12 protein-coding genes are annotated in these 13,304 nt (G+C 59.8%); 10 read left to right on the forward strand and 2 right to left on the reverse strand.

What is annotated here, in order from left to right; translation table 11 throughout:
* Nucleotides 1–9 precede the first annotated feature (9 nt).
* Nucleotides 10–1,032: an LLM class flavin-dependent oxidoreductase gene (locus PL640_RS17470; RefSeq protein WP_142842435.1), complete on the reverse strand. Its 1,023-nt coding sequence runs from the start codon at nucleotides 1,030–1,032 to the stop codon at nucleotides 10–12.
* A gap of 136 nt (nucleotides 1,033–1,168) precedes the next feature.
* Nucleotides 1,169–2,086, reverse strand: coding sequence for a LysR family transcriptional regulator (locus PL640_RS17475; RefSeq protein WP_142842434.1), 918 nt, complete (start codon nucleotides 2,084–2,086; stop codon nucleotides 1,169–1,171).
* 232 nt (nucleotides 2,087–2,318) lie between these two features.
* Here PL640_RS17475 and PL640_RS17480 point away from each other — a divergent pair, with 232 nt between their 5' ends.
* The 10 genes from PL640_RS17480 (at nucleotide 2,319) to PL640_RS17525 (ending at nucleotide 13,207) form a co-directional block, all read left to right on the forward strand.
* Nucleotides 2,319–3,527 (forward strand): ABC transporter substrate-binding protein, encoded by a 1,209-nt coding sequence (locus tag PL640_RS17480; RefSeq protein ID WP_271362812.1) that lies wholly within the window; start codon nucleotides 2,319–2,321, stop codon nucleotides 3,525–3,527.
* A gap of 29 nt (nucleotides 3,528–3,556) precedes the next feature.
* The gene (locus PL640_RS17485; protein WP_271362813.1) at nucleotides 3,557–4,342 is read left to right on the forward strand and encodes an ABC transporter ATP-binding protein; all 786 of its coding nucleotides are present in this window, start codon (nucleotides 3,557–3,559) and stop codon (nucleotides 4,340–4,342) included.
* A gap of 1 nt (nucleotide 4,343) precedes the next feature.
* On the forward strand, nucleotides 4,344–5,045 hold the full coding sequence (locus PL640_RS17490; RefSeq protein WP_271362814.1) for an ABC transporter ATP-binding protein: 702 nt from the start codon (nucleotides 4,344–4,346) through the stop codon (nucleotides 5,043–5,045).
* A gap of 2 nt (nucleotides 5,046–5,047) precedes the next feature.
* Nucleotides 5,048–5,935, forward strand: a complete 888-nt coding sequence (locus tag PL640_RS17495; protein ID WP_269701716.1) for a branched-chain amino acid ABC transporter permease — start codon at nucleotides 5,048–5,050, stop codon at nucleotides 5,933–5,935.
* Nucleotide 5,936: 1 nt separating this feature from the next.
* The gene (locus tag PL640_RS17500) at nucleotides 5,937–6,941 is read left to right on the forward strand and encodes a branched-chain amino acid ABC transporter permease (protein ID WP_142842429.1); all 1,005 of its coding nucleotides are present in this window, start codon (nucleotides 5,937–5,939) and stop codon (nucleotides 6,939–6,941) included.
* A gap of 74 nt (nucleotides 6,942–7,015) precedes the next feature.
* Nucleotides 7,016–8,611 carry a GMC family oxidoreductase gene (locus PL640_RS17505; protein WP_271362815.1) on the forward strand — a complete coding sequence of 532 codons (1,596 nt, stop codon included), beginning with the start codon at nucleotides 7,016–7,018 and terminating at the stop codon, nucleotides 8,609–8,611.
* 13 nt (nucleotides 8,612–8,624) lie between these two features.
* On the forward strand, nucleotides 8,625–9,509 hold the full coding sequence (mmsB, locus tag PL640_RS17510; protein WP_271362816.1) for a 3-hydroxyisobutyrate dehydrogenase: 885 nt from the start codon (nucleotides 8,625–8,627) through the stop codon (nucleotides 9,507–9,509).
* The gene (locus PL640_RS17515; protein WP_271362817.1) at nucleotides 9,506–11,461 is read left to right on the forward strand and encodes an acetoacetate--CoA ligase; all 1,956 of its coding nucleotides are present in this window, start codon (nucleotides 9,506–9,508) and stop codon (nucleotides 11,459–11,461) included. Before mmsB ends, PL640_RS17515 begins: the two co-directional genes overlap by 4 nt.
* Before the next feature lie 4 nt (nucleotides 11,462–11,465).
* Complete coding sequence (locus tag PL640_RS17520) at nucleotides 11,466–12,251, forward strand: 3-hydroxybutyrate dehydrogenase (RefSeq protein WP_271362818.1); 786 nt, start codon at nucleotides 11,466–11,468, stop codon at nucleotides 12,249–12,251.
* Between the two features lie 614 nt (nucleotides 12,252–12,865).
* Nucleotides 12,866–13,207: a hypothetical protein gene (locus tag PL640_RS17525; protein WP_142842424.1), complete on the forward strand. Its 342-nt coding sequence runs from the start codon at nucleotides 12,866–12,868 to the stop codon at nucleotides 13,205–13,207.
* The last annotated feature ends 97 nt before the right edge of the window (nucleotides 13,208–13,304 follow it).

A 13,304-nucleotide genomic window follows, 5' to 3' on the forward strand; every position in this document is an offset into this window, starting at 1 on the left:
GACCAGCCGTTAGCGCCAGCCGAGAGCCGGCGCCACCTGCTTCAGGATCGTCTCGATCACATGGGCGTTGTAATCGACACCCAGCTGGTTCGGCACGGTCAGGAGCAGCGTGTCGGCCTCGGCAATGGCTTCATCGGCTTTCAGCTGTTCGATCAGCGCTTCAGGCTCGGCGGCATAGCTGCGCCCGAAGATCGCACGCGTCTTGTCGTCGATATAACCGATCTTGTCGTCGCCTTCATTGCCGTAACCGAAATAGGCCCGGTCACGGTCGCTGACGAGGGCGAAGATACTGCGGCTGACTGAGACACGGGGCTCGCGGGCATGTCCGGCCTCCTTCCAGGCTTCCCGGAAGATACGGATCTGCTGCGCCTGCTGGACGTGGAAAGGTTCGCCCGTTTCATCCGTCTTCAGGGTGGAGCTTTGCAGGTTCATGCCAAGCTTTGCCGCCCACACCGCCGTTGCGTTGGAACTCGAACCCCACCAGATGCGCTCACGCAGCCCTTCGGAATGGGGTTCCAGGCGCAAAAGGCCGGGCGGGTTCGGGAACATCGGTCTCGGGTTTGGCTGCGCGAAACCTTCGCCCTTCAAAAGCTCCAGGAAGACTTCGGTATGTTGCCGCGCCATATCTTCCTCGGTCTCGCCCTCGGCCGGGCGGAAGCCGAAATAACGCCAGCCATCGATCACCTGTTCCGGCGAACCACGGCTGATGCCGAGTTGCAGGCGTCCACCGGCGATGAGGTCGGCCGAACCGGCATCCTCCGCCATGTAGAACGGGTTTTCATAACGCATGTCGATGACGCCGGTGCCGATCTCGATATTTTTCGTTCTGGCGCCGACGGCGGCCAGAAGCGGAAAAGGTGAGGCAAGCTGGCGGGCGAAATGGTGCACGCGAAAATAAGCGCCATCGGCGCCGAGTTCTTCAGCGGCCACGGCAAGGTCTATCGATTGCAGCAGCGTGTCGGCCGCCGAGCGGGTCTGCGACTGGGGTGAGGGTGTCCAGTGGCCGAAGGATAAAAATCCGATCTTTTTCATGATGACCTTCCAGATGTCGGAGGATGCCGGTTTTCACAAACCGGCTTCGTTGTTGTCAGTCATATAAGCAACCGCGCACATCCTCCAATCCGTCACCCGTAAACACGGTGTCGCCGAAATGTGAACGATGGTCGTTTCAGGCAATCGTCCTGCGGTCGAGGATGAAGAGATTTTCGTGGGCGCGTGCGGTGGTCAGGATGAAATCCATCAGCGAGCGTACACGCGGCACGTTGGCAAGATCCTGATGGCTGGTCAGCCAGTAGCCGCGCCGCAGTTGCACTTCGTCGGCAAGAACCATCTGCAAGTCCGGAAAGCGGGCGGCGATGAAGTTCGGTAATATGCACAGGCCGCGGCCGCTCAGCGTGGCGGTCAGCTGGGCGAAAATGCTCGATGACTGAAAATTGGGGCGCAGGCCGGGCATCACGTCGCGCATGTAATCGAGGCCCGGCGAAAAAATCAGGTCCTGCACGTAACCGATGAAGAAATGGTCGGGCAAATCCTCACGCCGCGTGATTTTCGGATGTCCGGCGAGATAGGAACGCGAGGCATAGATATGCAGCGTGTAATCGATGATCTGTTCATTGATATAGGGACCGGCTTTCGGCGGATCGAGCGTGACGGCCACATCCGCTTCCTTTCTGGAAAGCGCCATGATCTGCTGGATCGTCACCATCTCCACCATGATGTGGGGATGGGTGGCGGCGAAGTCTTTCAGCCTCTCCACGAAGAAAAAATTGGAAAAACCTTCAGGGGCGCTTAGGCGCACCACACCGCGCAGCAGGCTGCCGCTTTCGGAAATATCCGATTGCAGTCTTTCGGCCTCCGCTTCTATGCGCTCGACCGTATCGACCAGCCGCCGCCCCACCGTCGTCAGCTCGTAACCGCGCGGGTTTCGCTCGAACAGCTTGGTTTTAAGCGAGAATTCCAGTCGGTCGATGTGGCGGGAGACGGTTGCGTGGCTGGTGCGCAGGCTGCGGGCGGCCGATGAGAGCTGCCCGGTGCGGGCCACGGCCAGAAAATATTGCAGGTCGTCCCAGGTAAAAGGTGTGGCCAATCTCGTCTCCCATTCCGAGTTCTGTTCAAAAATGAACAGTTCCTGTTCGAAATTTGATGATGCCGTGCTCTTGTGTCAACCGAGGAATTCGAGAAATCTAAAACTAGGATGCGTCGCTTTGAGGAGAGTGGCGTGACCGTTCGGATGCAGCACCCGGGACGATCGCCATGCGGCTTCGTTCACTGTTGCACAGACAATCTGAGGCTCGCAATCATCTCTGGGAGGAGAAGTCATGCGCAAGAGTATCGTTTTATCCACGGCCATGGCACTGGCCGCCGGCACCGCCGCTTATGCCGCCGAGATTTCGGACGGCAAGGTCAAGATCGGTATCCTGAATGACCAGTCCGGCGTTTACGCCAACTTTGGCGGTAAGTACTCTTACGAGGCCGCGAAGATGGCGATTGAGGATTTCGGCGGCAAGGTGCTCAATGCGCCAGTTGAGGTCGTGACCGCCGATCACCAGAACAAGGCGGACGTGGCCTCCAACATTGCCCGGCAATGGTACGACACCGAACAGGTGGATTCGATCATGGAGCTGACATCGTCGTCAGTGGGCCTGGCCGTGCAGGCGCTCTCCAAGGACAAGAAGAAGATCACCGTCAACACCGGTGCGGCAACCACCGAACTGACCGGCAAGCAGTGCAGCCCCTATGGTTTCCACTGGGCTTATGACACCTATTCGCTGGCGGTTGGCACCGGCGGCGCGCTGGTGAAGCAGGGCGGCGACAGCTGGTTCTTCCTGACTGCGGACTATGCTTTCGGTTATTCGCTGGAAGAAAACACCGCCAATTTCGTCAAGGCCAATGGCGGCAAGGTTCTGGGCTCCGTGCGCCATCCGCTGGCAACGACGGATTATTCCTCCTTCCTGCTGCAGGCGCAGTCTTCGGGCGCGAAGGTCATCGGTCTTGCCAATGCGGGCCTCGACACCTCCAATGCCATCAAGCAGGCGGCTGAATTCGGCATCGTTGCCGGCGGCCAGCGGCTTGCCGCTCTTCTCTTCACGCTTGCCGAAGTCCATGGCCTCGGTCTTGAGGCGGCGCAAGGGCTGACGCTGACGGAAGGTTTTTACTGGGACCGCGACGATGAATCGCGCAAGTTCGGTGAGCGTTTCAAGGAACGCACCGGCGCAATGCCGAACATGGTGCATGCCGGCACCTATTCCGCTGTGCTGCACTACCTGAAGGCCATCGAAAAGGCCGGCACTGATGATGCCGATGCTGTCGCCAAGGCCATGAAGGAAATGCCCGTCAACGACGTCTTCTCCAAGGACGGCCATGTGGCCGCCAATGGCCGCATGATCCACGACATGTATCTCATGGAAGTGAAGAAGCCGGATGAGAGCAAGCAGCCGTGGGATTATTACAAGGTGCTCGCCACCATCCCCGGCAAGGAAGCCTTCATGGACCCCGCAAAAAGTGGTTGCCCGCTGGTGACGCAATAAAAGACTGACGCAATAAAGGGGAAAGTTTCATGATGATCGCTCCCGCCCCCGCCGGGCAGGCCGAACCTCGCGTCGTTCTTTCGGCGCGTGGTCTCAGTAAAACCTTCGGCGCATTCGCAGCCGTGAAAAACGTCGATCTCGACGTCTACCATGCCCGCGTTCATGCGCTGATCGGCCCAAACGGCGCCGGCAAGACTACGGTCTTTAATCTGTTGACCAAGTTTCTCCAGCCGACGGGCGGAGCGATCACCTTCATGGGAACGGATATAACAAGGACGCCACCGGACAAGGTGGCGCGTCTCGGCCTCGTCAGGTCTTTCCAGATATCGGCGGTGTTTCCGCATCTGACGGTTCTGGAAAATGTGCGGGTTGCGTTGCAGCGTCCGAATGGCCTCGCAACGCAGTTCTGGCTGCCGCTCTCCTCGCTCGACAGGCTGAATGCCCGCGCCGAGGAGCTGATCGCAACGGTTGGCCTGACACGGGAAAAACATGCGCTTGCGGCCGATCTTTCTTACGGCCGCAAGCGGGTTCTCGAAATCGCCACCACGCTGGCGCTCGATCCCAAGGTTCTGCTGCTGGACGAGCCGATGGCCGGCATGGGTGGGGAAGATGTCTCCCACGTCGCCGAGCTTATCCGCGAGGTGGCAAAGACACGCGCGGTGCTGATGGTCGAACATAATCTGAAAGTCGTTGCCGATATCTGCCATCACGTCACGGTGCTGCAGCGCGGTGAAATTCTGGCGGAGGGCGATTATGCCGCCGTTTCCGCCGATCCGCGGGTGCGCACGGCCTATATGGGCACGGAGGAGGCTTGATATGGCGGCAATGCTCGAAGTCTCCAACCTGAAATCCTGGTATGGCGAAAGCCAGGCCCTGCACGGCGTCGATCTGACGGTCGGCGAGGGTGAAACCATCACCATTCTCGGCCGCAACGGCGTGGGCAAAACCACGACGCTGCGCACCATCATGGGCATCATCCGCAACCGCAAGGGCGTCATCAAGCTCGGCGGCAAGGATATGATGCCGGTGCCGCTGCATCGCACGGCAAAATACGGCATCGGTTTCGTGCCGGAAGAACGCGGCATCTTCGCGACGCTGAGTGTCGAGGAAAACCTGAAGCTGCCGCCCGTCGTCGCATCCGGCGGCATGACGCTCGATGAAATCTATGAACTGTTTCCCAATCTCCATGAGCGCCGCATGAGCCCCGGCACCAAGCTTTCCGGCGGCGAGCAGCAGATGCTGGCCATGGCGCGCATCCTGCGCACCGGGGTGAAGGTGCTGCTGCTTGATGAACCGACGGAGGGGCTTGCACCCGTCATCGTGCAGCGCATCGGCGAAGTGCTGCAAAAGCTGAAGAGCCGCGGCATGACGGTGGTTCTGGTGGAGCAGAATTTCCGTTTCGCAAGCCGCATTGCCGATCGCTTCTACCTGATGGATCACGGCCAGATGGTCAGCAATTTTCCGGTGGGCGAGCTTTCCGGCCGCATAGGCGAACTTAATAAAGTGCTGGGGGTTTAACGATGACGATGATCTTCGGCATTCCAATTCAGGCCCTGCTCGGGCAATTGCTGATCGGCCTTATCAACGGCTCGTTTTATGCGCTGCTGTCGCTCGGCCTTGCCGTCATTTTCGGCCTGCTGCGCGTCATCAATTTTGCGCATGGGGCGCAATATATGCTCGGCGCTTTCGTCGCCTTTCTCGGCCTGCAATATTTCGGCATCAATTTCTGGGCAGCGCTGGTGGTGACACCGCTCGTCGTTGCGCTTTTCGGTGCGATCGTCGAACGCCTCCTGCTGTCGCGGCTTTATGATCTCGATCCGCTTTACGGGCTGCTCTTCACCTTCGGCTTGGCGCTTGTGGTGGAAGGCACGTTCCGCTGGCTTTACGGCGCTGCCGGCCAGCCCTATTCGGTGCCGCGTGAGCTTGCCGGCGGCACCAATCTCGGCTTCATGTTCCTGCCGAATTATCGCGCCTTCGTTGTCGTCATTTCGCTGGTTGCCTGCCTCGCCACCTGGGCGCTGATCGAAAAGACGCGGCTCGGTTCCTATCTGCGGGCGGCGACGGAAAACCCGACGCTGGTGCAGGCTTTCGGCATCAACGTGCCGGTGCTCCTGACGCTGACCTACGCATTGGGTGCCGGCCTTGCAGGCTTCACCGGCGTGCTGGCGGCGCCCATCTATCAGGTCTCGCCGCTGATGGGCACCAACCTCATCATCGTCGTTTTCGCCGTGGTCGTCGTCGGCGGCATGGGGTCGATCATGGGGGCCATCGTCACCGGTTACATGCTCGGCATCGCCGAAGGGCTGACCAAGGTGTTTTACCCTGAAGCCTCCAACATCGTCATCTTCGTCATCATGGCCTTTGTGCTGCTCATCCGCCCCGCCGGACTTTTCGGAAAGGACGCCTGATATGTCCAAAGCCACCCATACCACCGCCGGTGCGATGCCGCAGACGGAAGTTTCGACGACTGCCGGAACCATCAAGACCGTGCTCATTCTGGCGGGGCTTGCCGTGCTCATCGCCGCGCCGATGTTCGTTTACCCGATCTTTCTGATGAAGCTCCTGTGCTTTGCGCTGTTTGCCTGCGCCTTCAATCTGTTGATCGGTTACACGGGACTGCTGTCCTTCGGCCATGCGGCGTTTTTCGGCGGTGCGGCCTATTTCACGGCCTATTCGGTGAAGGAATGGGGCGTGACGCCGGAGATCGGTCTTGTGATCGGTATGGCGGGTGCTGCCCTTCTCGGCCTCGTTATCGGCTTTTTCGCCATCCGTCGTCAGGGCATCTATTTCGCCATGATTACGCTGGCGCTGTCGCAGATGTTTTATTTCTTCTGCCTTCAGGCGCCGTTTACCCATGGCGAGGACGGGTTGCAGGGCGTGCCGCGCGGCCATCTCTTCGGCCTTCTCGATCTCAACGCGCCACTCAACATCTATTACACGGTGCTGGCCGCCTTTGTTCTGGCACTGTTGGTCATCTGGCGTTTCGTCAACTCGCCCTTCGGCATGATCCTGAAATCCATCCGTGAAAACGAGCAGCGCGCCATTTCGCTTGGCTACAGCGTGCAGCGTTACAAGCTCGGCGCCTTCGTCATGTCGGCGGCGCTTGCCGGGCTTGCGGGCGGTCTGAAAGCGCTGGTCTTCCAGTTCGCGACGCTGACCGATGTGACCTGGCAGATGTCCGGTGAGGTCATTCTGATGACGCTGCTCGGGGGCATCGGCACCATGATCGGCCCGATTTTTGGCGCGGGCCTGGTGGTCACCTTGCAGAACTATCTCGCGACATCGGATTTCCCGGTCACCATCATTACCGGCCTTGTGTTCATGGCCTGCGTTCTGGTGTTCCGGCGCGGTTTGATCGGCGAATTTTACGCGTCGCGGCTCGGGAGAAAACTCGGCTTCCAGCACCGCGGCTAGATATTTTTGAAAACACTGGAAAGGCCTCCCCCGCGTCCGGGACGACGCGGCAAGGGCGGCGTATGGAGAAGAGCATGGGCGAATATGACTATATCGTCATCGGAGCGGGGAGTGCCGGATGCGTTCTCGCCAACCGCCTTTCGAAAGACCCGAACAACCGCGTGCTGCTTCTGGAAGCGGGAGGCAACGACAATTACCACTGGATCCATATTCCGGTCGGTTATCTCTATTGCATCAACAACCCGCGCACCGACTGGTGTTTCAAGACGGCGGAAGAGCCGGGCCTTAACGGCCGCGCGCTGATCTATCCGCGCGGTAAGGTTCTGGGCGGCTGTTCCTCCATCAACGGCATGATCTACATGCGCGGCCAGGCGCGGGACTATGACGTCTGGCGGCAGCTTGGCTGCGAGGGCTGGGGCTGGAACGATATCCTGCCCTATTTCCTGAAGTCGGAGGATTTTTATCGCGGCAAGAGCGACCTGCATTCCGCCGGCGGCGAATGGCGGGTGGAAAAAGCCCGGGTGCGCTGGGATGTGCTGGATGCCTTCCAGAAGGCGGCGGGCGAAGCCGGTATTCCCGCGACTGACGATTTCAACCGGGGCGACAATGAGGGTGCCGGTTATTTCGATGTGAACCAGCGCTCTGGCTGGCGCTGGAACACGGCGAAAGCCTTCCTGAAACCGGCGCTTGGTCGTAAAAACCTGACGGTATTGACCAAAGCTCACGTCAAACGGCTTATCATCGAAGAAGGTCGGGTTACGGGCGTCGAGTTCCACCATGACGGCGTTCTGAAAAAGATGCGGGCGCGGCGCGAGACGGTGCTTTCCGCGGGGGCAATCGGCTCGCCGCATGTTCTGGAGCTTTCCGGTGTCGGCCGTGGCGATGTGCTTCAGGCCGCCGGTATCGACACCGTGGCCGAGGTTCAGGGGGTGGGAGAAAACCTGCAGGATCACCTGCAACTGCGCATGGTCTATAAGGTTTCCGGTGTTCTGACGCTGAATGAAAGGGCTTCCACCCTGTTCGGCAAGGCGAGGATCGGCCTCGAATATGCGCTGACCCGCTCCGGGCCGATGTCGATGGCGCCCAGCCAGCTCGGCGTCTTCACCCGTTCTTCGCCGGAAAAGGAAACCGCCGATCTGGAATATCATGTCCAGCCGGTTTCGCTCGACAAGTTCGGTGATCCGGTTCACACTTTTCCTGCCATCACCGCAAGCGTCTGCAATCTGCGGCCGGAAAGCCGCGGCTCAGTGCATGTGAAAGGACCGGATTTCGCCATGCAGCCGGAAATCCGCCCGAACTATCTTTCCACGGAAGGCGACCGCCAGGTGGCCATCGATTCCATGCGGCTGACACGCCGCATCGTCGCCCAGCCGGCCTTTGCCCGGTTCAAGCCACAGGAATACCGGCCCGGTCCCTCGTTTGAAAACGATAATGATCTCGCCAAGGCGGCGGGCGATATCGGCACCACCATTTTTCATCCCGTTGGCACGTTACGCATGGGGTCGGATGTGGAAAGCGTTGTCGATAACAGGCTGAAGTTCCGCAGGCTTGCGGGGCTGCGCGTCGCGGATGCCTCCATCATGCCGCGGATCACATCCGGAAATACCAATTCGCCAACGATCATGATTGCCGAAAAGGCTGCCGACATGATCCTTGCGGATAATCGTTGAGAGGAACGCTCCCATGAAGACCGTCGCTTTTATCGGACTTGGACATATGGGCCTGCCGATGGCCGCCAATCTCGTCAAGGCGGGTTATACCGTGAAGGGTTTCGACCTTTCCGAAACCTGCCGTGCGGCGGCGAGGGAAGCCGGCGTTCCCATTGCTGCGGGTTCCGCCGAGGCGACGGCAGCGGCTGATGTGATCATCACCATGCTGCCGAAGGGCGAGCACGTGGTTTCGGTCTATGGTGATCTGGTACAGAAAGTCTCCGCCGGGACGCTCCTTATCGATTGCTCGACTGTGGATATGGAAAGCGCGCTGAAGGCGCATGAGCTGGCCGCTTCTGCCGGTTGCCCCTCGGTTGATGCGCCTGTCTCCGGCGGCACGGTTGGGGCTTCCGCCGGCACATTGACCTTCATGTGTGGCGGCGAGGCCGACGCCTTTTCGGCGGCAAAGCCGGTGCTGGAGGCAATGGGCAAAAAGATCGTCCATTGCGGCAAGGGTGGCAATGGCCAGGCGGCGAAGATCTGCAACAACATGATCCTCGGCATTTCCATGATCGCGGTCTCGGAAGCCTTCGTGCTTGGCGAAAAACTCGGCCTTTCGCATCAGGCGCTGTTCGATGTCGCCTCCACCTCTTCGGGGCAGTGCTGGTCGCTCACCACCTATTGCCCGGTGCCGGGGCCGGTGCCGACATCGCCCGCCAACAAGGATTACCAGCCCGGATTTGCGGCGGCATTGATGCTGAAGGACCTGAAGCTCTCACAGGAGGCCGCCAATGGAGCCGGGGCCTCCACCCCCCTTGGTGCAGCGGCATCGGCGCTTTACGAGAACTTCGTCGGCGAGGGCGGCGGCGGGCGCGATTTTTCCGCCATCGTCGAGATGCTGCGCGGGAGCGAAGCATGACGGACGCCGCGCCTTCCGATATTTTGTGGGTGCCGACGAGGGAAAGGCTCGAGCGCTCGGCGCTTTTTTCCTTCGCAGAGAAAACGGCAAAACCGCACGGGGTGGCCGCCGATGATTATGCCGGCCTGCTGCGCTGGTCCATTGATGCACCGGACGCCTTTTACGATGCGCTGTGGGATGAACTCGGGATTATCGGTACGCGCGGCGAAACAGCGTTCAAGGCTGGCGCGACGATGCGTGAGGCCGAATTTTATCCGGGTGCGCGGCTCAACTATGCCGAAAACCTGCTGCGCGATGCCGACGAGCGGCTGGCGATCATCGCCCATCGGGATGACGGAACGCGGCGAGAAATAAGCCGAAGAGACCTTTACGACGATGTTTCCCGTCTGGTGCAGGCGCTCGCCCATGCGGGCGTGAGTGAAGGCGATCGCGTCGGAGCGATCGTTACCCATGATATCGAGGCGATCGTCAGCTATCTCGCAGTCAGCGCCATCGGCGCGATCTGGTCGTCCTGCTCGCCGGATTTCGGCCCGGCCGGCGCTTCAGATCGTCTGTCGCAGATCGACCCGAAAATCCTCATCGCCGTGCCGGAATATGGCTATGCCGGCAAACGCATCGATGTTGGCCCGACCATCCGTGCCGTGGCGGAAAGTGCGAGGCCCGAAAAGATCGTGCTGATCGGTGATGCGGTTCCTTCCGGCCTTGCCGATCTCGGCTGCGTGACGCTCTCGGATTTCGTCGCGCCATATAAGGCGGGGGAGATTTCCTTCAACCGTCTGCCGATCAAGGCGCCGCTGGCGATCCTTTATTCCTCCGGCACGACAGGCAAGCCGAAATGCATCACCCATTCCGGCGGCGGGCTGCTTCTTCAGCACATGAAGGAGCAGAAGCTGCAATGCGATATCCAAGAAGGGGAGCGCTTCTTCTATTTCACCACCTGCGGCTGGATGATGTGGAACTGGCAGGTCTCCGGTCTGGCGCTGGGCGCAACGCTCGTCACCTATGACGGCAATCCCGGTTATCCCAAGCCTGCGCGGCTGATCGACCTCATCGACGCGGAGCGGATCGCCACCTTCGGCACCTCGGCCAAGTTCATCGATGCCTGCCTGAAGGCCGGACTGAAACCGCGTGAAAGCCACGACCTATCCTCGCTGAGAACGATCCTTTCCACCGGCTCGCCGCTCATCCCGCAATCCTTCGATTATATCTATCGCGACTGGAAGGCGGATGTGCATCTCGCCTCCATTTCCGGCGGCACCGACATCTGCGCCTGTTTCCTTGGCGGCAATCCGCTGCAGCCGGTTCATCGCGGTGAATTGCAGGGCGCGATGCTCGGCATGGATATCGATACGCTTGACGATGAAGGTCGTTCCGTTCGCGGCGTTGCCGGTGAGCTGGTCTGCCGCAATGCGCATCTCTCCATGCCGGTCAAATTCTGGGGCGATGAGGATGGTTCGCGGTATCAGGCCGCCTATTTCGACCGTTTCCCCGGCATCTGGGCGCATGGCGATTTTGCCGAAATGCGCCCCTCCGGCGGATATGTCATCCATGGCCGTTCGGACACGACACTTAATCCCGGCGGGGTCCGCATCGGTACGGCCGAAATCTACCGGCAGGTGGAAACCGTGCCTGAAGTCGAGGAGGCGATTGCCGTCGGGCAGGATATAGACGGCGACCAGCGGGTCATCCTCTTCCTGCGCATGAAGGGTGGTGCGGCCTTGACGGAAGAGCTGGAAAAGACCATCCGCAGCCGCATTCGCTCGGGCGCCACGCCGCGGCATGTGCCGGCAAGGATCATTGCCGTCAGCGCCATTCCCCGCACCCGTTCCGGCAAGATTTCCGAAATCGCGGTGCGCGATACCATTCATGGCCGGCCGGTGAAGAATGTCGATGCGCTCGCCAACCCGGAATCGCTCGAGCTTTTCCGCAACCTGCCGCAGCTGAAGGACTAGGCCGATGGAGGACCAACCGAAAACCGTGCTCGTCACCGGTTCCACCAGCGGCATCGGGCTCGCCATCGCCAAACGTTTCGCCGAGGCGGGCTATCTGGTCGCGGTGCATGGCATAGAGACGCCGGAAGAGGCGACGCAGGCCCTGGAGATGGTTGCGAAGGTGGCGCGGCACAGGCCGGTCTATTTTTCGGCCAACCTCGCAAATTACGACGAAAGCGCCCATCTGCCGGAAACCGTCATCGCCGAATTCGGCCACATCGATGTGCTCGTCAACAATGCCGGCATCCAGAAGGTCGCGCCGATCGACGAGTTCGATTTCGCCGATTTTTCCCGCATCGTCGCCATTTCGCTCGATAGTGCCTTTCACACTATTCATTCGGTGCTGCCGGGCATGAAGCAAAGGGGCTGGGGCCGCATCGTCAACATCGCCTCCGCCCACGGTCTGCGTGCCTCGCCCTTCAAGGGACCCTATGTCGCAACAAAACATGCGGTGGTGGGATTGACGAAAAGCGTGGCGCTGGAAGTGGCCGAACTCGGCATCACCTGTAATGCCATCTGCCCCGGTTATGTCTGGACGCCGCTCGTTGCCGCGCAGGTCGCGGATCAGGCCCGCGTGCATGGCATGAGCGAGGAGGATGTGGTGAAAAAGGTGATGCTTGCGCCGCAGCCGACCCGGCAATTTGTGCAACCGGAAGAAGTGGCGGAAATGGCGCTTTATCTTGCCGGCGACATGGCGCGGTCGATCACGGGAACGACTATTTCCATCGACGGCGGCTGGACCGCGAAGTAGTTTCTGCCGGCATGTCCCGCGAAGCCGCTTCGCTTCCTCCCGGCTTTATTCTGCGATTTTCCACTTTATAGCTGTGTGGGGCGCTGAAACGCGACGATACAGGCCGCCGAACTGACACTTTGTGGCGTATTATTAGCACAATCTGACTATTCTCTGTGGTTGTAACGCAATAGGGGGTGCACATTACCGGCGAACATGCCACAGTGACGGCATTGTTTTTAATTGATCTATTTTTCTGATAGTTATGATGTTGAGAATTTTTACTTTTCTGGAGATTCTGCCGGTATGGCGCAGCCGTCGCCTTGAGGCAAAAAAATATCGGGCTGCCGGCGGTCATTCCGAATTTGGGGGCGTGCGACCGCCTGCGCGGTTGAACCAGACCCCCGACACTGCGAGCGCTGGAACCGTCCCGGACAAGCCGGGCGAAACGGCGGATGCCCGGCGGACAACCTCCTGGCTGGGGCTCAGGCAAAGCTTCAGTGCAATCGAGACGGCCGCCGCTCCGGATCTCGATATGCCTTGTCCAGCCGAGTGTAACTGAAGGCTCTCTCTTCTCTCTGGAACCAAACCGTGACCCTGCGGATTAAATTCACAGGTTACAGGGAGTAAAAGATATGGCCAGAGAAAATGCCAGCTATCTCCACGGTCGGGACGCTCCGAAAACGGAGACCGCAACCCAGGCGCGGCAGGGGTCCAGAGGACGGCCGGTTCTTGTCATACTGATTGTCAGTGTTCTTCTCGCGCTGGTCGTCTGGGCGGTTGTGGAATATTCGGTTTTTGAGCCGGATGAAAACCGTCCGCAAAGCACGCAGACCGAGACGGCACCCGTGCCGCAGCAGCCTTCCGGCTCCGGCAGCTTCGACAACAACCCTGCAAATGGCGGTGCTGCACCTCCCGCTTCGACGGATACGAATCCGACGCGTCAGGACTCGACGGGAGCGCCACAAAACCCCTGACGACCATGACGTGAAATTTTTCACGACAAATGAATAGTTTGTGTGGAACCAGATTGGCCCCGATTTCATTTCACCCAAAGTGACAGGAATCGGGGGT

Origin of the sequence: Agrobacterium sp. ST15.16.024 (assembly GCF_027956545.1) — a bacterium.
Classification (GTDB): Bacteria; Pseudomonadota; Alphaproteobacteria; order Rhizobiales; family Rhizobiaceae; genus Agrobacterium; species Agrobacterium cucumeris.